At 45.0% G+C, this 20,056-nt stretch carries 16 protein-coding genes; 11 read left to right on the top strand and 5 right to left on the bottom strand.

Annotated elements, in window-relative coordinates; all coding sequences use genetic code 11:
- Nucleotides 1-12 precede the first annotated feature (12 nt).
- The 7 genes from A5883_RS13290 to gor all read left to right on the top strand — a co-directional run bounded on the left by A5883_RS13290 (nucleotide 13) and on the right by gor (nucleotide 9,812).
- Nucleotides 13-753 (top strand): Stp1/IreP family PP2C-type Ser/Thr phosphatase, encoded by a 741-nt coding sequence (locus tag A5883_RS13290; protein WP_005230317.1) that lies wholly within the window; start codon nucleotides 13-15, stop codon nucleotides 751-753.
- On the top strand, nucleotides 750-2,747 hold the full coding sequence (gene pknB / locus A5883_RS13285) for a Stk1 family PASTA domain-containing Ser/Thr kinase (RefSeq protein ID WP_086338832.1): 1,998 nt from the start codon (nucleotides 750-752) through the stop codon (nucleotides 2,745-2,747). Before A5883_RS13290 ends, pknB begins: the two co-directional genes overlap by 4 nt.
- Nucleotides 2,748-2,973: 226 nt before the next feature.
- The gene (locus tag A5883_RS13280) at nucleotides 2,974-3,441 is read left to right on the top strand and encodes a CtsR family transcriptional regulator (RefSeq protein ID WP_005230319.1); all 468 of its coding nucleotides are present in this window, start codon (nucleotides 2,974-2,976) and stop codon (nucleotides 3,439-3,441) included.
- 5 nt (nucleotides 3,442-3,446) lie between these two features.
- Complete coding sequence (locus A5883_RS13275; RefSeq protein WP_010748867.1) at nucleotides 3,447-5,927, top strand: ATP-dependent Clp protease ATP-binding subunit; 2,481 nt, start codon at nucleotides 3,447-3,449, stop codon at nucleotides 5,925-5,927.
- Between the two features lie 269 nt (nucleotides 5,928-6,196).
- A complete protein-coding gene (locus A5883_RS13270; RefSeq protein WP_086338831.1) occupies nucleotides 6,197-7,117 on the top strand; it encodes a peptidase U32 family protein in 921 nt (306 codons plus the stop codon).
- A gap of 13 nt (nucleotides 7,118-7,130) precedes the next feature.
- Nucleotides 7,131-8,372: a peptidase U32 family protein gene (locus tag A5883_RS13265; RefSeq protein WP_008381725.1), complete on the top strand. Its 1,242-nt coding sequence runs from the start codon at nucleotides 7,131-7,133 to the stop codon at nucleotides 8,370-8,372.
- Between the two features lie 93 nt (nucleotides 8,373-8,465).
- Nucleotides 8,466-9,812 (top strand): glutathione-disulfide reductase, encoded by a 1,347-nt coding sequence (gor, locus tag A5883_RS13260; protein WP_086338830.1) that lies wholly within the window; start codon nucleotides 8,466-8,468, stop codon nucleotides 9,810-9,812.
- Nucleotides 9,813-9,930: 118 nt separating this feature from the next.
- Here the strand turns inward: gor and A5883_RS13255 are convergent, their stop codons facing one another.
- Entirely contained in the window at nucleotides 9,931-11,286 is a 1,356-nt protein-coding gene (locus A5883_RS13255; RefSeq protein WP_254907869.1) for an aldehyde dehydrogenase family protein, read from the bottom strand.
- Between the two features lie 211 nt (nucleotides 11,287-11,497).
- On the opposite strand from A5883_RS13255, the gene A5883_RS13250 reads away from it, so the two are divergent.
- On the top strand, nucleotides 11,498-12,286 hold the full coding sequence (locus A5883_RS13250) for a response regulator transcription factor (protein ID WP_074934233.1): 789 nt from the start codon (nucleotides 11,498-11,500) through the stop codon (nucleotides 12,284-12,286).
- Nucleotides 12,287-12,361: 75 nt separating this feature from the next.
- On the opposite strand, the gene A5883_RS13245 is transcribed toward A5883_RS13250, so the two are convergent.
- From A5883_RS13245 to A5883_RS13230, 4 genes are all read right to left on the bottom strand, one after another.
- Nucleotides 12,362-13,348, bottom strand: a complete 987-nt coding sequence (locus tag A5883_RS13245) for a polyprenyl synthetase family protein (protein ID WP_176324008.1) — start codon at nucleotides 13,346-13,348, stop codon at nucleotides 12,362-12,364.
- 11 nt (nucleotides 13,349-13,359) lie between these two features.
- The gene (locus tag A5883_RS13240; protein ID WP_005232987.1) at nucleotides 13,360-13,920 is read right to left on the bottom strand and encodes a Gx transporter family protein; all 561 of its coding nucleotides are present in this window, start codon (nucleotides 13,918-13,920) and stop codon (nucleotides 13,360-13,362) included.
- A gap of 10 nt (nucleotides 13,921-13,930) precedes the next feature.
- Nucleotides 13,931-14,338: a NusG domain II-containing protein gene (locus tag A5883_RS13235; RefSeq protein WP_086338827.1), complete on the bottom strand. Its 408-nt coding sequence runs from the start codon at nucleotides 14,336-14,338 to the stop codon at nucleotides 13,931-13,933.
- A 206-nt stretch (nucleotides 14,339-14,544) separates the two neighbouring features.
- Nucleotides 14,545-16,485, bottom strand: a complete 1,941-nt coding sequence (locus A5883_RS13230; protein WP_005230327.1) for an NAD(P)/FAD-dependent oxidoreductase — start codon at nucleotides 16,483-16,485, stop codon at nucleotides 14,545-14,547.
- 270 nt (nucleotides 16,486-16,755) lie between these two features.
- Here A5883_RS13230 and pplA point away from each other — a divergent pair, with 270 nt between their 5' ends.
- The 3 genes from pplA to menA all read left to right on the top strand — a co-directional run bounded on the left by pplA (nucleotide 16,756) and on the right by menA (nucleotide 20,001).
- Nucleotides 16,756-17,694, top strand: a complete 939-nt coding sequence (gene pplA / locus A5883_RS13225; RefSeq protein WP_016608361.1) for an extracellular electron transfer flavoprotein PplA — start codon at nucleotides 16,756-16,758, stop codon at nucleotides 17,692-17,694.
- Between the two features lie 264 nt (nucleotides 17,695-17,958).
- Nucleotides 17,959-19,035: an FAD:protein FMN transferase gene (locus tag A5883_RS13220; protein WP_005230331.1), complete on the top strand. Its 1,077-nt coding sequence runs from the start codon at nucleotides 17,959-17,961 to the stop codon at nucleotides 19,033-19,035.
- Between the two features lie 12 nt (nucleotides 19,036-19,047).
- A complete protein-coding gene (menA, locus tag A5883_RS13215) occupies nucleotides 19,048-20,001 on the top strand; it encodes a 1,4-dihydroxy-2-naphthoate polyprenyltransferase (RefSeq protein ID WP_015510612.1) in 954 nt (317 codons plus the stop codon).
- Nucleotides 20,002-20,056 lie beyond the last annotated feature (55 nt).

Genomic DNA, 20,056 nt, shown 5'->3' with positions numbered 1-20,056 from the left:
AGGTGAAAGAAATTGGAGATTCGTTTTCAAACAGATGTCGGCAAACGTCGCAACACAAACCAAGATTTTGCAGCAACCTATGTAAATAAAGCCAATGTGACATTGGCCTTGCTTGCCGATGGCATGGGGGGCCACCGGGCCGGAGATGTCGCTAGCCGTCAAGCAGTCAGTGAGATCGGCACCGCTTGGGAACAGACAGAGCTGACAGACAGTGAAAAAACTGCCCAATGGCTGATCCAAAAAATCCAAGCGGAAAGCCAAGTGATTTTCCAAAAAGGACAAGAACAAGAAGAACTTAGCGGCATGGGTACCACGATCATTGCTGTGGCCTTATTAGGCGACCAGTTTACGATCGCCAATGTCGGGGACAGCCGTGCCTATCTTTTACGCAATCAAGTGCTGACTCAAATCACAGAGGACCATTCACTGGTCAATGAATTGGTGAAGTCGGGACAAATCACGGCAGAAATGGCCTTGAATCATCCTCGCAAAAACGTTTTGACCCGCTCGATCGGTATGCCAAGCGAAGTCGAAGTCGATGTGGCGATCCACTTTATTGCAGACGGGGATTATTTGCTGCTGTGTTCAGATGGATTGACCAACATGGTCTCAGATGAAGAGATCACAGCAACGATCCAAGAAACCCCTGTGCTGGAAGAAGCAGTGCAATCATTGATCGATCAAGCCAACGAACGCGGTGGTGTCGACAATATCACGGTATTATTGATTAAAGTTGGAGGAGAGCGCCCATGATCGAAATTGGGAAGAAGATAAACGGCCGATACAAAATCATCGGCAATATCGGCAGCGGCGGAATGGCAAATGTGTTTTTGGCGCATGACTTGATCTTAGACCGTGAAGTGGCAATCAAAGTGCTTCGTTTTGACTTCCAAAACGACCAAAGTGCGATTCGGCGCTTTCAACGAGAAGCCTTGGCGGCGACTGAGCTGGTTCATCCAAACATCGTAACCGTTTATGATGTCGGCGAAGAAGACGGCATGCAGTTTTTGGTGATGGAATATGTCAAAGGGATGGATCTCAAGCGCTATATCCAAACGCACTATCCCGTACCTTATTTGCAGATCGTTGATATCATCCAACAAATTTTATCAGCGGTGGCATTGGCCCATCAGCACCGCATCATTCACCGGGACCTAAAGCCCCAGAATGTGCTGATCAATGAAGACGGCGTGGTGAAAATCACCGATTTTGGGATCGCGATCGCCCTATCAGAAACATCGATCACCCAAACCAACTCGATGCTAGGCTCGGTGCATTATCTTTCACCAGAACAAGCACGAGGCAGTATGGCCACCAATCAATCAGATATTTATGCGATTGGAATCATTCTCTATGAAATTTTAACGGGCAAAGTACCCTTTGATGGCGAATCAGCCGTAACGATCGCCTTGAAACATTTCCAAGATGAGATCCCTTCGATTCGGATCTATGACAAAAATGTTCCGCAATCGCTGGAAAACGTCGTATTGAAGGCGACCGCCAAAGAACCGGCGGATCGGTACAAAACCGCCGATGAAATGCGAGCGGACCTTGATACCGTGTTGTCTCCTGACCGACTCAATGAACCGAGATGGGAACCTCATGCTCTGATGGATGAAACGAGAGTGCTGACTCCTGTGGAAGCAGCCCAAGTCGAAACGCCGCCAGTAGAAGAACCCGTAGAAGATAAGGTTGCGGATCAAGCTGAAGAACCAGCGCAGCCGAAAAAGAAAAAACGCAAACGGTGGCTGCTGCTGCCCATCATTATGGTGATCGCACTGCTAGGCATAGGCAGTTACTTCCTATTCGGCGGTGGTCGGGGAGATGTGGCAATTCCTGAAGTCAGTGGTCAAACAGAAGCAGCTGCCCGTGCCGAGCTGGAAGCTGCTGGTTTGCAAGTGGCAGACGAGGTAGAAGAAATCGAAGACGATGAAGTCGAAGCAGGCAATGTCGTCAAGACCGATCCGCCAGAAGGCAATGAAGTCAAAAAGAATTCCGTCGTGACTCTTTATATCAGCAGCGGAGCCAAGAAAATCACTCTTGATGATTATGAAGGTCGCTCCTTTGATGATGTCAAAAAAGAGTTGATCGATTTGGGCTTTGATGAAGACAGGATCAAAGAAGAGCTAGAGTCGTCAGATGATGTCGATGAAGGGGATATTATCAGTCAATCACCAGCAGCAGGGCGGGAAGTTTCCCCAGCAGAAGATGAAATCACCTTTAAGGTCAGCTCCGGACCAGATAGCTTCGCAATGGACAACTATTATGGCATGACAGAGGCAGATGCACGAGCAGCATTGACTTCTCGTGGGGTAAGCCTCTCACAAATCAATGTCACTTACGAATCCAGTAGCCAACCGGAAGGTACGATCATTGGTCAAGCACCAGCGAGTGGCGAGTCCGTTGTGACTTCCAGAACCATCATTACATTAACTGTCAGCAGCGGGCAAGAAATGGTCAATGTACCAAGAATCGTTGGCAAAAGCCAAGCCGATGCAGAAGCAGATTTGAATGAAGCAGGACTGCAGTATACGATAGAACAAGAATCTGATTATAACGACTCTGTGCCTGCTGGAGAAGTAGTGCGCGTTACGCCCGGAGCAGGTACTTCTGTAGCAGTAGGAAGTTCTGTTACCGTGACGGTTTCCAGAGGTCCTCGACCACAGGATTCTTCTTCGTCAAGCAGCTCATCCTCCTCAAGCAGCAGCTCGTCAACGAGTGAAAGTAGTTCAGAAAGTACGCAATAAGACGAACGTTTATGTTAGAAGAACAAGCAGCTCGTCGGGGACCAAAGAATTTTCTTTTTGTTCCCCGACGAGCTGCTTGTTTCTTTTTGTAGCTAAAAAAGCTGAAGCGAGGGATAAGTGTCTTTAAAATTTCCTTTAGACCTTCCTTTTGTGCAAGCGTACATCTTTCCAAGGATTCAAAAATTGGGTATAATGAAGGTCAGAATTAGTCAAGGGAGGGAATGAATTGAGTCATCACAACACTTCCGATTTGATTGAAGCATATTTGAAGAAAATTCTTGAAGACAGTGAAACCATTGAGATTCGTCGCGCAGAAATGGCAAATTTGTTCAACTGCGTGCCCTCACAAATAAATTACGTGATCAATACCCGCTTTACCGTTCAAAGAGGCTATGCGGTTGAAAGTAAACGCGGCGGGGGCGGCTATATTCGGATCGAGAAAGTCAAAATTACTGACAGCCACCACTATTTAAAAGAAATGAATCAACTATTCGATGAAACCATCTCGGAAAAAGATGCGTATGCAATAATCCAGAAACTTTATGAGGAAGGAATCCTGTCCAAGCGAGAAGGCAATTTATTGTTGACCGTCATCGCGAAAGCAGTTCTAGGACGTTCTCCTTATGAAAATAGAACACGAGCAGATTTGCTCCATGCAATTCTAGAACGATTAAGTTACGAAGACAGGAAGTGAAAGAGATGGATGAATTATTCACCCAACGCGCGAAAGCCGTTTTGGCTATCGCCCAAGAAGAAGCAAAATACTTTAAGCACCAAGCGGTAGGTTCTGAACATATTCTATTGGCACTGGTCATTGAACAAAACGGGATCGCTGGCAAAACGTTACGGGAAATGAATATCACAGAAAACGATATTCGTGAAGAAATCGAACATTTAACAGGGTACGGCACCGTTCGTCAATACCCAGAAAACGCCTATCTCGCGTATTCACCACGAGCAAAACATACATTTGCTTATGCAGGGGATGAAGCCAAGCGTTTAGGGGCTCCACAAATCGGTACCGAACATCTATTATTAGGCTTATTAAGAGACGAAGACATTTTGGCTTCACGAATCATGCTGAATCTCGGCTTGAGTCTCGCGAAAATGCGTCAGCTTTTGAAGAAAAAAATGGGCTTCAATGAAAGCAAAACCAACGGAAGTGCTGGTCGTCGTCGTCCAGCCCAAGCCAAAGCGCAGCAAGGAACACCGACCTTGGATTCCTTAGCCCGTGATTTGACCAAATTAGCCCGTGAAAAACGACTAGATCCTGTTGTCGGTCGTGCCAAAGAAGTCAAACGGCTGATCCAGATCCTTAGCCGTCGGACCAAAAACAACCCTGTTCTCGTTGGGGAACCTGGTGTTGGGAAAACCGCGATCGCCGAAGGCTTAGCCCAAAAAATCATCAATGGGGAAGTCCCAGAAGACATGCAAAACAAACGTTTGATGATGCTGGACATGGGGGCTTTAGTTGCTGGAACGAAATACCGTGGAGAATTTGAGGACCGAATGAAAAAAATTATCGATGAGATCTATCAAGATGGTCAAATCATCTTATTCATTGATGAATTGCATACACTGATTGGGGCCGGCGGAGCCGAAGGGGCGATTGATGCCTCGAATATCCTGAAACCAGCCTTAGCCCGTGGAGAATTGCAAACTATCGGTGCCACGACATTAGATGAGTACCAAAAATACATTGAAAAAGATTCTGCGTTAGAACGCCGTTTTGCCCGAGTGCAAGTCGACGAACCAACACCAGAAGAAGCGGAAGAAATTTTACGGGGCTTGCGTCCTCGTTATGAAGAACATCATGGGGTGGAAATTTCTGATGATGCGTTACACGCTGCTGTGCAATTGTCCGTACGTTACATCAATTCGCGCCAATTACCAGATAAAGCCATCGATTTGATGGATGAATCAGCAGCCAAAGTGCGTCTAGACAAAACCGATGAAAGTTCGGAATTGGCAGATCTACAAAACGAGATCGCTAACTTGATCGAAGAAAAAGAAGCAGCCATTCGCCAGCAAGATTTTGAAGCAGCAGCTCGTCTGCGGATCAAGGAAAAGAAATTGACCCAACAACTGACGGAAGTGGCGTTTATGGAAGTCAAAGAAGCGTCAGGCTATGCCGATAGTGTTACTGCAGAAGATGTTGCTACGGTCGTTTCCCAATGGACTGGTGTACCTTTGCAACAGATGGAGAAAAAAGAAAGCGAACGCTTGTTGGATCTTGAAAAGATCTTGCATCAACGGGTAGTTGGTCAAGAAGAAGCGGTCAAAGCAGTCGCTCGTTCAATCCGTCGCGCCCGCAGTGGGTTGAAAGACCCCAACCGTCCAATTGGTTCCTTCATGTTCTTAGGCCCGACTGGTGTCGGGAAAACCGAGCTTGCTAAAGCCTTAGCGGAAGCGATGTTTGGTAGTGAAGATGCCTTGGTTCGTGTCGATATGTCCGAATTTATGGAAAAATACAGCACGAGCCGTTTGATCGGTTCACCGCCAGGCTATGTCGGCTATGATGAAGGTGGGCAATTGACGGAAAAAATCCGTTCAAAACCTTACTCCGTCATCTTATTGGACGAGGTGGAAAAAGCCCATCCCGATGTCTTCAATATCCTCTTGCAAGTGCTAGATGATGGACATTTGACGGATGCCAAAGGTCGGAAGGTCGATTTCCGCAACACGATTTTGATCATGACCTCTAATATCGGTGCCCAACAAATCCGCGAAGAAAAAAGCGTTGGATTCAATGTCACTGATTTAACGAAAGATCACCAAGCGATGCAAAAACGGATCTTAGAAGAGCTGAAAAAAGCCTTCCGTCCAGAGTTCTTGAACCGTGTGGATGAAACAGTGGTCTTCCAATCCTTAGGTGAAGGGGAGATTCACGAAATCGTGAAGATTATGAGCAAAGCGATCATCAAACGGTTAAGCAACCAAGACATCCAATTGAAGATCACGCCATCTGCCATCGATGTGATCGGTAAAGCTGGTTTTGATCCAGAATATGGGGCACGGCCGATTCGTCGAGCATTGCAAAAAGAAGTCGAAGACCGTTTAAGTGAAGCACTCCTATCAGGACAAATTCATTTAGGTGACAAAGTGACGATTGGTGCTTCCAAAGGATCGATCACTCTCAATGTCAAAGAGGGACAAGCACGGGTCTTGCAACAAGTTTAAGTCGAGCCAATAACGGCAGCGGCGTTTCTATGGTCGAGTAATCGGCACCCATAGAAACGTCGCTTTTTTGTCTTGCTATGTCTAGTAGTGATCAAGTGATCTCTATTAATTATGATTGATGATTCACAAAAAAATATCCTTCTAAATAGCTTTATGACAACGGTTGATTAACGGAAAAAGCGATATTCGTGAAAAAAAGAGTAACGAGACCTCTTGGAAAGAATTCTGCTGTGTGATACTATGAATGAGTTGAAAAAAGGAGGAGTATTATGGTTGAGATTATCGCCACGGTGGAATCGATCGAGCAAGCACAGCAGCTCATCCCTTATGTTGATACATTGTTTTTTGGAGAAGAGACATTCGGGCTGCGCCTACCGGCCTCTTTTTCTCGTGAAGAGCAAATCAGACTGATCGACATGGCCCACGAAGCTGGAAAGAAAGTGACGATCGCAGTCAATGGCATCATGCATCCAGAAAAAATGAAGCGGATTCCAGAATACCTAGCATTTCTGAAGACCAATCAAGCCGATCAAATCGCTCTCGGAGATCCTGGGATCATTTACCGCATGAAGCAAAATCCAGAATGTGCCTTGCCATTTATCTATGCAGGGGAAACCTTAGTAACGAGCGCTCGTCAAATCAATTTTTGGGGACAAAAAGGAGCAAAGGCAGCCGTTTTAGCGCGAGAAGTTCCTTTCGAGGAAATGAAAATCATGGCACCGCAACTAAATATTCCTGTGGAAGTATTGGTTTATGGTGCGACCTGTATTCACCAATCGAAGCGTCCGCTTTTACAAAATTATTATAACTATACCCAACAATCGGAAGAAAAGAACCACGACCGTGGGTTGTTTTTATCTGAACCGAAAAAAGAAGAAACTCACTATTCCATTTATGAAGATAGCCACGGCACGCACATTTTTGCCAATAACGACATCAATCTGATGCTGCAGCTGGGGGAATTAGCCGCAACAGGCTTTCAAACCTGGAAGCTGGACGGAATCTATACACGAGGGGCTGCCTTTGTGGCAATTGCTAAGCTGTTTGCCCAAGCCAAGGCCCTTGTAGAAAGTGGGAAGTGGCAAGCAGAGCAAGCAACTGTGCTAAGTGAACAAGTTGCCCAACTTCATCCAGCAGAACGTGGGTTGGACACTGGATTTTATGCCATCGATCCTGACGATATCAAGTAAGGAGCAAGAACAAATGACCGTTAAACAAGCATTGAAACGACCAGAAGTGTTAGCACCAGCTGGTACGTTAGAAAAATTAAAAACAGCGATCCACTATGGCGCTGACGCTGTCTATATCGGCGGCAATGCCTATGGTCTACGGAGTCGCGCGGGAAACTTTACCTATGAAGAAATGGCGGAAGGGGTGGCTTTTGCCAAAGCCCACAACGCAAAAGTCTATGTAGCAGCCAACATGGTGACCCATGAGGGCAATCAAGAAGGTGCAGGGGAATTCTTTCGGGAATTGCGAGATGTCGGTATTTCGGCAGTGATCGTTTCTGATCCCGCTTTGATCCAGATCTGCGCAACAGAAGCGCCAGGTCTACCGATCCATTTGTCCACCCAAGCTAGTGCCACGAACTATGAAACATTGGAATTTTGGCGGGAAGAAGGCCTAGAACGGGTCGTTCTCGCCCGAGAAGTGTCCATGGAGGAAGTCGCTGAGATCCGCAAAAATACTAGCGTGGAGATCGAAGCCTTTATTCATGGCGCCATGTGTATTTCTTATTCTGGCCGTTGTACTTTGTCCAATCATATGTCGATGCGAGACGCCAATCGCGGCGGCTGTTCGCAATCTTGCCGCTGGAAATATGATCTGTTTGACATGCCCTTTGCAACGGAACGAAACAGTTTGACTAAAAACGGGACAGTGGAAGAAGAGTTTTCCATGAGTGCCGTGGATATGTCGATGATCGAACATATCCCTGATCTGATTGAAAACGGCGTGGATAGTTTCAAAATCGAAGGCCGCATGAAATCGATCCACTATGTTTCAACTGTGGCGAACGTTTATAAAGCAGCCGTGGACAGTTACATGGCCGATCCAGAGAACTATGTCTGCAAACAAGAATGGATCGATGAACTGTGGAAAGTTGCGCAGCGCGAGCTTGCCTCAGGCTTTTACTACGATACCCCAAGTGAAAATGAGCAGTTGTTTGGTCCGCGTCGGAAAATTCCGCAATACAAATTTATTGGGGAAGTCATGGCGTATGATCCGGCAACGAAAACAGCTACGATTCGGCAACGGAACCACTTTTCCGTTGGCGATGAAATCGAATTTTACGGTCCCGGATTCCATCACTTTCACCAAACCGTCGAAGTCATGTATAATGAAGACGGTGAATCCATCGATCGTGCACCAAATCCTATGATGCTGTTGACGATGCCGGTCAAAGAACCGGTGGAAGTCGGAGACATGATTCGGAAGAAAAAATAAGGTCGAGAGTTTCTCTCGGCTTTTTTTGTTGAATCAATCCAGCCAAAAAGGATCGATGAGAACATAGACAATCTTAAGGAGGAAACAACAAATATGGAAACCTACGACTACATAGTAATTGGTGGCGGCAGCGGCGGAATCGCCTCAGCCAATCGGGCAGGGATGCACGGCGCCAAAGTATTATTGATCGAAGGCAATGAATTAGGCGGCACCTGTGTCAATGTCGGTTGTGTACCGAAAAAAGTCATGTGGCAAGCTAGTGAGATGTTAGAAATGATCAAACGGGACGCAACTAGCTACGGCATTTATCCACATGTGGATAAATTTAATTTTACTGAGCTTGTGGATAACCGTGAAAAATACATTGATTTTTTACACACAGCCTATCAAAAAGGCTTAGACAGTAACAATGTAGAAGTTATCCACGGTTATGCACAGTTTGTGGATAACCACACGGTTACCGTCAATGGGGAAAACTACCATGCAGCAAACATTTTGATTGCCACCGGTGGAAAACCTAGCGCGATGAATATTCCCGGCGGTGAGTACGCCATTGACTCGAATGGTTTTTTTGCGTTGCGAGAAGCACCAAAGCGTATGGTCGTCTTAGGGGCAGGCTACATCGCAGCCGAAATCAGCGGTGTCAGCCAACAGCTGGGCAGCCAAGTGGCTTGGGCGTACCGCAAAGAGCGGCCATTACGAACCTTTGACAAGATGCTTGCGGATAATCTCGTGGAGATGTACCAAGAATCAGGAATCGAAACTTATGCAGGCTACGTGGCCTCTCGTATCATTAAAGAAGGTGACGAGTATCTCGTTCACTTTGAAAATGGCGAAACCTTGACCGGCGATTGCGTCCTTTTTGCTGGTGGTCGCGTGCCGAATACGGATAAGTTAGGTCTGGAAAACACCGATGTCCAATTGGATGAAAAAGGGTTTATCATTGTGGACAAATATCAAAATACCACAGCTGACTCGATTTTTGCGGTGGGGGATGTCATCGGAAAATTGGATTTAACCCCGGTTGCGATCGCCGCCGGTCGTCGCTTGTCTGAACGCTTGTTCAACGGTCAAAGCGATGCGTACTTGGATTATCACTTAGTACCGACGGTCATCTTTACTCATCCACCGATTGCCACGATTGGTTTATCCGAAGAAGCAGCCTTGGCAAAATACGGCCAAGAGCAGATAAAGGTGTATCGCTCGCGCTTTACACCGATGTACTTTGCTTTAAATGAGTATCGCCAAAAATGTGAGATGAAATTGGTGTGCTTAGGAAAAGAAGAAAAAATCATCGGTCTGCACGGCATCGGGATCGGTGTCGATGAAATGCTGCAAGGCTTCGCTGTAGCCATCAAAATGGGTGCTACAAAAGCAGACTTTGATCAAACCGTTGCCATTCATCCGACAGGGTCAGAAGAATTTGTGACGATGCGTTAACTAGTAAATAGAAGAAAAAACGAGCAGGGAAAAACGAATGGATCGTTCTTCCCTGCTCGTTTTTATGAAAGGAAGGGGCTGTATTGTTCAGCCGCTTATCTTGAAGCACCTAGGTTCTTTATTTTTCGACATCGTAAGCGATGTAGTGAGTGTTTAAAAGCTGTGCGACATGGATATTTTCTGAAGTACTGCCGCCTCCATGGGACCCGCAACCTAGAGTCAAGGAAGGATTTAAGTTCGTGGTGCCTCCAATGGCTCCTAAAGTTGCTTGGGTATTGACTAAGATTCGGGCAGAAGGGATCGCCAGCCCAAATTCACGAACAAAGGTATCGTCTTTGGTATGAACGACAGCGGTGTGTCCAGCACCTTGGATCTTTAGCAACTCTTGGCAAAAACGAATGCCTTCCTCGGCATCAGCCACGGTATAAAACGCGAGGATCGGCGAAAGTTTCTCCCGCGCATAGGGATTGTCTTTAGCGATGACCGTCTGTTCCGAAACGAGGATTTTCGTATCACTTGGGACCGATAGACCGCTCATTTCGGCAATTTTAACTGCTGGCTGACCGATAATCCGGGGATTCAGACCGCCCTCAGCCGTGGTGATAAAATCAGCCAGCCTTTCAGACTCTTCTTGATTCAAAAAGTAGCCGTGATTTGCTTTCAATTCAGAGATCACTGTATCTTTGATCGATTGCTCAACGACTAATGCCTGTTCAGAGGCGCAGATCGTCCCATAATCGAAGGTTTTGCTACGGATGATCTGATCAACGGCTTTCGCGATGTCTGCAGATTTTTCTAGCAGTGCAGGGGTATTACCAGGGCCGACACCGATTGCTGGATTGCCCGAAGAATATGCGATTCGAACCATCGCTTTACCACCAGTAGCCAAGATTAGATCGGTATCGGGATGTGCCATCAATTTTTGGGTATCCTCAATTGTCGGTTCTTCTAGTAATTGAACCAAATCGATCGGCAATCCGCATGCTTGCAGCACCTCTTTAAAGAGGGACACGGTCTCCTTGATTGCCTGCAGCGCTCGGGGGTGAGGGGACAAGATGATTGCATTTTTCGTTTTCAATGCCAAAAGTACTTTGAAAATCGTGGTGGATGTAGGATTGGTGGAGGGGATCAAAGCAACTAAGACCCCCAATGGCGCAACGATTTTTAGCATCTTTTTCTCAGGAATTTCTTCTACGATTCCAACCGTCGGCATATCTTTGATACTGTTATATAATATTTCACTGGCAAATAAATTTTTGATGTTTTTATCTTCTGCGTTTCCAAAGCCGGTTTCTTTCTGTGCCAATTTTGCTAAGTGCATCGAGTGGCTGGTCAGTTTCTCTGCAGCTTTTCCCACCACGTAATCAACCGTTTCTTGCGAGGCAGTACGATAAAGTTCTTGGGCGTCTGACGCTTGTTTCATTAAGGAATCAACCAGTGTTAAGGGACTGTGCATCTTTGTCTCTGTCATCATATCAATCATCCTCCTTGTTTTTTATACTTTAATTATATGCGAAAGTAAGCGTTTTCTTTAGGAGGGTTCTATGCTGTTTCAGGACAATTTTATCCAAGATTGTTATATTTTTAACATGTGTTGTTATTGTTCATAAAAAGCAATGAACTTAATGATAAATGATTAAATATGGTATAATTTGAAAAAGAGAACAAGGAAAGGAGCTGCTTTCATGTGCTACATTTTAGTTTCTACCCCAGATGAAAAGGAACGAAATCAGATAAAACAAGTGGTCAGAAAAGATTTTTTTAACGCCACGCTCTTGCAAGATGCTTGGACAATGGCTGAAACGGTAGCGATCGCTGGGAAAGTACACGTTGATATCCTCATCTTGTCAATCTCTAATGAGGCCGAAGATCCTTTTTATTGGACAGCCGAAGTCATGAAAAAACAGCCGAACATCAAACTGATTTTGATTGACGAGACGAAGAACTTCGACAATCTTCATCGCTCACTGCGCTGCGGAGCCATTGATTACTTAGTGCGGCCTTTAAGCAAGCAAGAGCTTCAGCACAGTATCCACCGTAGTATTCTCTCGTTGAATCAAATTTCCCTATTGCACTATTCCACGTCAGCGATCACTGATAATATTGCTGAACAAGTTAATCAGATCATTGAATACATCCATCTCAACTATCAAGAGCCGATCACCTTAGATGTCCTTGCTGCTTTCAGCCACATGCATCGCAACTATATCAGCCGGATTTTTAAAGAAGCCACTGGGATGACTTTTACTAAATATTTGACGTTTTATCGAATAGAACAAAGCAAAAAGCTGCTGGTTACTACGGAGGATTCCATTGCTGCTATCGCTGAACAAGTGGGGTATGATGATGCGGGTTATTACGCCCGGATCTTCAAACGTGAAACCAGCTATACACCAAACCAATACCGCAAAACCTTTACCTCTTCCTATGTTGCTGCAGATTTAGTGTTTGCCCAAAGAGAAATGAGTTCATGAGGGATTCCCTTGCTCAACTAAAAAAGCATGATCGCTTTTGGCAGCGACCATGCTTTTTGGTGTTCGTTCATTAGATCAATTGCTTCGCCCAAGGATCTGAGCAGTGATCTGGTAAAGATACGTTTTGGTTTCATCTTTGGTCTCAGGTAATTTCTGGATCGCCTGCAAAGCTTTTTTCGTATAGTCGGCTGCGAGTTTCTTGGCTTCCTCGATCCCAGCACTTTCTTGGACGATCCGATAGACTTCGTGGGTGTCGGTGTCCGTCATGGCGTCTTGTTTTTCCAGCAATGGGAGCAGCTGTTGGCGGTCACTTTTCAGTGCCATTAACAGCGGCAGGGAATAGACGCCTTGCCGAACATCTTCCAATACTGGTTTTCCTAAAGCAGCCGCATCTTGGCTGTAATCCAAGACGTCATCCATGATTTGAAAGGCAAGGCCAATGGCTTCACCGATCTCACGGGCTTGATTGGCAAAGCGCAAGGAGGTGCCGCTTTCGTAAGCTCCGATGAAGCAGCTTAAAGCAAACAATTCAGCGGTTTTGCCGCGAATGTTTTCTAAGTAATCCTCGACAGTGACGGACAAATCGTATCGTTTGCTCATTTGTCCTAATTCGCCGGCCAGGATTTTTTCCATACTACGGGAATTCATCTGCAAGCTTTTCATGGAGCTGGCATAATCCGCCATCAATTTAAAGCAACAGACGAAGAGGTAATCACCAGCATAGACAGCGACATCATTGCCAAATTCGGAACGAATGGTCGGCAGCTTGCGGCGGATGTCCGCATGATCGACGATATCGTCGTGGATCAACGAGGCAGTGTGGAGCATTTCGATCGAGGCCGCCAATGCGACAGCTTTTTCGCGACCTTTGTCGCTGCCATAAGCAGAAAAGAGCAGCTGATAAGCAGGACGCAGCAGTTTCCCACCTGAATGGATCATGGACAGGATCGCTTGTTCGACCTCTTTGTTTTTTAGTTTTAATGATTTTTCCATCAATTGCAAGGAGGCAGATAAGTCAGCTTGCAGTGCTGGATACTCTTGCCACATGGAATGAAGTTTCATAATTAACTCCTTTATTCTGAATCCGAGCGCCATTTGACTTTGGTCTGGCGTTCATAATCAATTTGAAAACGGCGCAGTGTTTCGACACGGCGCAGCAAGTAGTTGGCGGCGATTCCGATAGCGATCCCGGACAAGATCCCAAAGAAAGACAGGACCGGCAAGTAGAGCATCACGCTCCAAGATTGAGCGATCCATGAGGCAGTGATCAACTGTCCGACGTTGTGTAAGAACCCGCCGGCCGCACTAATGCCGATGATACTGACACGCTTAGGCCCCAACTGTTTCACCAAAGACATCCCAAAGTAGCTCAATAAGGAACCGCTCATACTATATAAGAAGGTCGAAACCGTTCCTCCTAGTAACGTCGTTAAGATCAGTCTTAGCCAAATCAAGAGAAAGCTGTCTTTTTTTGGCATGGTGAACAAAGCAATAATGGTAATTAAATTTGCCAAACCTAGTTTCGCACCAGGCGCAAAGGCAAATGGATAAGGGATCATATTTTCAACTAAACCAATCACGACCCCTTGGGCGACCAGCAGTGAGATGAAAATTATTCGTTGTAATCGACTCATAAGCAAACGATCAATAGATTAGATCGTCGGTCTCACTCCCATCTGCGGCTTGGATTTCGATCACCAATTTATGAGGCAGACAGACGATGGTTTCCCCATTTTTACTAGCCCAGCCACGGCGGACACAAATCTGGTCGCCGCAATCGGCTTCCTTGATTCGGATCCGATCCCCTTCGATCTCCAGTAAATTGGTATCGCCATCTTCATCTTCATAAAGATAGGTGTACGTTTTTTGACCTTCAACTAAGTCAAAACGCTTGATTTCTGTCCCATCGACCCGCAAGACGGCTTCTTTGTCCGCTGTTTGCGCCTGGCCAAAAATAAAAATCGGTAAAAAAGAGCTGAGGATCAAAACAAGTATGATGACGCCATCCCATGGTTTTAAATGGGCATCGCGGATAAATTCTTTTAATTTCATCAAAAAAGACTCCTGTTCTTTCATGTGATGTGTCTCATTCTAGCATAAGAAGACAAGATTCTACTAGCTGAATCCTCAATAATCCACCGATTTCTGTGCAAGGACGATCAAGAAAAAGTTCTGTACTTGGAAAGAGACCAAGACACTGATTGAAAATCAGAATGTCTTAGTCTCATGAAGTCGTACAGGTATTCTATTTTGCTGGCTTATTTATTGCCGTATAAGGAGCGAGGGGTACCGTACCACCATTTTCCAAGGGTACGTTGCAACCATGGGATTACCCAACGGTCTAAACCGACTGCGCGTCCTGAACCGTTCATCAAGGCAAATGCAACTGGAATGAACCAGATGTTTACCCAGTAGAACATACCAGACATACAGAAAGTCAACACTAAAACGATAGTCGTTGCGTTTACTAACCAAGTGAAGAGACCAGCCATCAATGCAAGAGCTAAAGCAATTTCAAAGAAGACCATGAATTTTTGGAAGAACATTGCAACGTCGTTGTTTGGCATGATAAATTGCATAACTTTTGTGAACCAGTCAGGTGATTTTTCAATCACGATCATTGGTTGCTCACCGTAGGCATAGCTCAAACCGAAGTGTGCGGCTTGTGTCGCTGCATCGGCTGCTTCACCGGCACCACTAGCGGCACTTGCTGCATCGGCTGCTTCACTAGCACCACTTGCTGCATCAGCGACTGTTTGATATTCCCAAGTCCAAGGGAATACGCTGTTGCCTTGGAACCAAGAACCTTCACCGAACCAAGTACCAGGTTTGAAGACTTCCCCATTCGTACCTAAAATTTTCTTGAAGGCTTCAACGAACCAGACAAGACCATAGAAAATACGAAGCGGAACACTCCACAAGACGTTACCGTAACGAGACGTATGACCACGAGCGACTGTCCGGTCATCTTTGATGTGGAAGATTTCATGCATCAAGTATTGGAACATGTAGTAACCAGAACGAATATCAAAGAAGTATTTCAAGTTAACGATGTGTTTCATAATGATCGCTAAGAAACCGCTCAGGTGAATCTTATTGAATAAGTTCGCCACGCCCCATTTGGCACCGATGGAAACCATAAATCCTTGGTAGTTTCCTTTGAATTTATGTTTTTCGCCGCCTTTGATGGCTGAAACGATGTTCGTTGCTGCAGTGTGACCTGTTTGTTCAGCTGCTTGCACGATTTGTGGTGTTGGTGTATTCGGGAATTCTTCGAAGTAAACCAAGTCACCAATAATATAGATGTTTTTGTCTTCGTAGCCTTTTGCTTCCATGTACTCATTGGCAACTAGACGGAAACCACGGGCTGTTTCTAAACCGAAATCAGCAGCATCACTAGTTCCTTTGACACCGGCAGTCCAGATCAATGTGTGGGTTGGGATCGTTGAACCATCTTTTAGTTTGATGTGGTCAGGTGCCACTTCAACGATTGGTGCATTCAAGACAAGATCAACATTGTTTTTCTTCAAGTAGCGTTCTGCTTTGGCTGCATCGTTACGATCAAGCATGTTCAAGATCGTTGGCATTGCTTCAACGACTTTCAAGCTGATTTCACTTGGGTCCAATTTATAATCGGAAGCTAAACGATCTTTCCAATCGATCAGTTCACCGATCATTTCGATCCCGGTAAATCCAGAACCACAAACGACAAAGGTCAACATTGCTTTGCGTAATGCTGCATCTGGTTCGATCGCTGCTTTTGCGACAGTTTTTTCAATGTGTTCGCGAATGCGGACAGCATCGTCAAATGACCATAGAGTAAAGCCATTTTCTTTGACACCAGGTGTACCGAAGTCATTCGGTTCGCCACCCATCCCTAAGATCAAGTAGTCAAATGAATAGCTGCCTAATTTTGTTTGGACGGTTTTATTTTCTTTATCGATCCCAGTTACTGTATCGGTTACTAAACGAACATTTTTCTTGCGTGAGAACAAGCGCTGCAAGTCATATTGAATTGCGGTAGGTTCTACACGTCCTCCAGCGACTTCATGCAGTTCAGTCATCATCGTATGATAAGAGTGACGGTCGATCAATGTTATCTCAACATCATTGTCTTTTTTCAATTTCTTTGCCATGTACTTCGTAGCAGAAACGCCTGCATAACCGGCACCGACAACGACAATGTTTTTCTTTGCCATTGCAAATCTCTCCTTAATAAAAATAATCTATGATAATAATTACACAATCGTTCCTATTATATAGACAAATGGTTCATTTGTCTAACGATTCTGATGAAAAAAACGCATATTTCCTGAAATTCGTGAAAACTTGCGAAAATCAAAAAATAAGTCATTTTTTATTGAAAAAGCGGAAAGGAAGCGGTTGACATCTCGTAAATTTACTTTACAATGTTAGATGTATCACAAACTTTTTTGTGGGGAAAATAAACAAGTAAAAGGTGGATAATTATGAAAGCAAAGAAATTGATTGTAGGTATGGCGGTATTTTCATTCGCAGCATTATTGTTAGGGGGATGCGGAGCAGACGACAACAATACAGGTTCTTCGTCAACTAGTGAAAGTACATCACAAACTTCTGCAAGCGATTCTGCAACTACAGAAAGCTCAGAAGCAACCGTCGTTGCAGGCGAGCCAATGCAAGATGGTACGTATCGTTTAGAAGAAAAGAACTATAAAAACGACTACCGTGTCACATTTGAGATCACAGTCAAAGACGGCAAAATTGTTGAATCAAAATATGACAACGTCAATGCGGATGGCGAATCAAAAACAGAAAACACTGAATACAATGAAACAATGAAAGAAAAAGCAGGCATCAGCCCAGAAGAATTTATTCCTAAATTCAATGAAGAGTTAGTTGCCGCACAAAGCCCTTCTTCAATCGAAGTAGTTTCTGGCGCGACTCATTCCTTTGATTCCTTCCAAAACTATGCACAACAATTGATTCAAGCGGCGCAAGCAGGCAACACGGAAACCATTGAAATCGACAATGGTGCAGACTTGAAAGACGGAACCTATACATTAGAAGAAAAGAACTACTCAAACGGTTACCGTGTAGTCTTCTCAATGACTGTGGCTGACGGCAAAATCTCTGAATCAAACTACGACTACCTAAACGAAGCAGGCGAGTCGAAAAAAGATGATGCATCATACAACGAAAACATGGAAGCAAAATCTGGTACAAGTCCAGAAGAGTTCATTCCAAACTTCAATGAAGCCTTTGTTTCTGCAGTCAATGCCGAAGACGGCTCTGTGGCAGACATGGATGTTGTTTCAGGGGCAACCCACAGCTTCCACAGCTTTGTTATCTATGCACAACAATTGTTGAATGCCGCTGAAAAAGGCGACCAAACAACAATCGAAGTGGATAACTTCGTTACTGAATAATCACAACTTCTTTCCATTAAGAGGACAGCATTCGTTTTGAGTGCTGTCTTTTTTTCGTGGGCAACAAGGTCACAAAAGCAAGTTCGTGCAAAAGGAAGCAATCTGGTGGGAAGGTTTTTTTAAAAAAGAACTGTTTTTTACAAAGAAGAAAAGGTTCGATTAAGGATTCCTAAAATACGTTGAGGAATCACGGAATGCCCCTTTTCATTCTGCCAAAAAAAGGCTATTATATGAAGGTTGAAGACAATAGAAAAGAGGAAAATCATGAAAAAGAAAGTAACGTTTTTTCTGATGTTTGTTTTTTTAGGCACAATGTTGGCAGCCTGTGGCAGTGATCAGGAAGCAACGACGCTGCGCGAAGAACCATATTTTCAAGAAGAATTTTTATTAGGTACTTATACTCGGATTCGCATTTATGATGAAGGCAAAGAGGACGCTATGAAGCCTGCCTTTGACCGTATCAGAGAGTTAGGCGATAAAATCACCATCAACCAAGCAGGATCAGAGATCGATGAAATCAATGCGCAAGCTGGCATCAAGCCAGTGAAGGTCTCAGATGATATCTATTATTTGTTGAAAGAAGCCTATGATTATAGTGTGAAATCAGAAGGCGGCTTTAATATGGCTATCGGTGCGATCACCCAATTATGGCGAATCGGCTTTGATGATGCCCGCAAGCCAGAGCAATCTGAGATCGATGAAGCGTTGAAACATATCAATTATGAACAAGTCGAGTTTAACGACGAAGACCACACGGTGTATTTAAAAGACAAGGACATGATCCTTGACCTTGGTGCGATCGCCAAAGGCTACATCACGGATGAAGTCGTCAAAGTGCTGAAGGACAATGGCGTGACTTCCGCGATCGTCGATTTGGGCGGGAATGTCTATGTGTTAGGTCATAGCAACCGCGGTGCAGATGAGCCATGGAATGTCGGAATCCAAGATCCAAACAAATCTCGCGGCTCGATTATCGGCAGTATCAAAGAAACCAATAAAACAGTAGTTACTTCAGGGATCTACGAACGCTACTTAGAAGTAGACGGCAAAACGTATCACCATATTTTTGATTCTGAGACTGGCTATCCTTACGATAGCGATGTAGCAAGTGTGACTGTGATCACTGACAAATCCATCGATGGTGACGGGTTGACTACGGTGGCGTTTGATAAAGGAGTCAAAGAAGGCTTGGCTTATATCGAACAGCATACCGAAAAGGGAACCGATGCGATCTTTATCACAAAAGAAGATAAAGTGTACGTAACAGACGGCATCAAAGATACCTTTGAGCTGTCAGAGGAATCAGGCTACACGATGGGTGATCGTGCTGATTTAGAATAGGAGGAGTGAAAGATGTCTCTTTCAGTGTTTTTAGAAGTGGTGGAGATCCGCACCAAGGTGGCGAGTGTCTTCCCCTTCATTATGGGTGTGTTGTTCTCGTTGGTGTATTTTCATGAATTTCATCCGTTGAATACTGTAATTTTTTTTCTGGGGATGCTGCTGTTTGATTTGACGACGACGTCCATCAACAATTATATGGATTTCAAAAAAGCCAAATCAGAGACCTACAAATACCAGCACAATGTGATCGGGCGCGAAAACATCTCAGAAGCTACTGTTCGCAATCTGATTTTTGCGATGCTGGCAGGAACCTTACTGATCGGTCTTTACTTGACCTTTGTTACCGGCTGGCTGCTGCTAGTGATGGGGCTGGTGGTTTGTTTTATCGGGGTCTTTTATACCTTTGGCCCCATTCCGTTATCGCGGATGCCTTTAGGCGAGGTATTCAGCGGTGTAACGATGGGATTAGGGATTTTTGCCATCACGATCTATATCAATACCATTGATCAAAAAGTGTTTTATCTGGCACTTGATTTTGCGAACGGAACCTTTGGCTTAGTAGGGAACCTCTGGGCTGTGTGTGCCATCGTGTTGGCATCTTTGCCATTGATTTTCACGATTGCTGACATCATGTTAGCCAATAACTTACGGGATCTGGAAGCCGATATCGAAAACCATCGCTACACGCTGGTGTACTACATCGGTCGCGAAGCAGGTATCCGTCTGTTTCAAGGCATGATGTTGGCGTCTTATGCCGCTATTTTATTGGGCCTCTTGTTTGGACTCTTTCAATGGCCGATATTGCTCGTGTTTCTGACACTGCCAAAAATCCGCCAAAACTTGAAGGAGCATCAAGCCAGCCTGCCCCACCCACGTAGCTTCGGCTATTCGATTAAGAACATGATTTTATTCAACAGCAGCTATGCCTTGGGCTTACTTTTGTGTCTGCTGTGGCAATTGCTGTAAAAGAAAAGATCGACCCGCTCTTGAAAGAGCAGGTCGATCTTTTTTATGTGGGGAA

The organism is Enterococcus sp. 5B3_DIV0040, assembly GCF_002140755.1.
Lineage (GTDB): Bacteria > Bacillota > Bacilli > Lactobacillales > Enterococcaceae > Enterococcus_D > Enterococcus_D casseliflavus.
The sequence above is the reverse complement of the archived record's forward strand: the minus strand, read 5'-3'. Positions and strand labels throughout refer to the sequence as shown.

Coding starts and splice junctions, on each gene's coding strand:
- A5883_RS13275 (WP_010748867.1), top strand. CDS start 3,447: ATGGATGAATTATTCACCCAACGCGCGAAAGCCGTTTTGGCTATCGCC.
- gor (WP_086338830.1), top strand. CDS start 8,466: ATGGAAACCTACGACTACATAGTAATTGGTGGCGGCAGCGGCGGAATC.
- A5883_RS13235 (WP_086338827.1), bottom strand. CDS start 14,338: ATGAAATTAAAAGAATTTATCCGCGATGCCCATTTAAAACCATGGGAT.
- A5883_RS13245 (WP_176324008.1), bottom strand. CDS start 13,348: ATGAAACTTCATTCCATGTGGCAAGAGTATCCAGCACTGCAAGCTGAC.
- A5883_RS13255 (WP_254907869.1), bottom strand. CDS start 11,286: ATGATGACAGAGACAAAGATGCACAGTCCCTTAACACTGGTTGATTCC.
- A5883_RS13230 (WP_005230327.1), bottom strand. CDS start 16,485: ATGGCAAAGAAAAACATTGTCGTTGTCGGTGCCGGTTATGCAGGCGTT.
- pknB (WP_086338832.1), top strand. CDS start 750: ATGATCGAAATTGGGAAGAAGATAAACGGCCGATACAAAATCATCGGC.
- A5883_RS13270 (WP_086338831.1), top strand. CDS start 6,197: ATGGTTGAGATTATCGCCACGGTGGAATCGATCGAGCAAGCACAGCAG.
- A5883_RS13265 (WP_008381725.1), top strand. CDS start 7,131: ATGACCGTTAAACAAGCATTGAAACGACCAGAAGTGTTAGCACCAGCT.
- A5883_RS13250 (WP_074934233.1), top strand. CDS start 11,498: ATGTGCTACATTTTAGTTTCTACCCCAGATGAAAAGGAACGAAATCAG.
- menA (WP_015510612.1), top strand. CDS start 19,048: ATGTCTCTTTCAGTGTTTTTAGAAGTGGTGGAGATCCGCACCAAGGTG.
- A5883_RS13220 (WP_005230331.1), top strand. CDS start 17,959: ATGAAAAAGAAAGTAACGTTTTTTCTGATGTTTGTTTTTTTAGGCACA.
- pplA (WP_016608361.1), top strand. CDS start 16,756: ATGAAAGCAAAGAAATTGATTGTAGGTATGGCGGTATTTTCATTCGCA.
- A5883_RS13240 (WP_005232987.1), bottom strand. CDS start 13,920: ATGAGTCGATTACAACGAATAATTTTCATCTCACTGCTGGTCGCCCAA.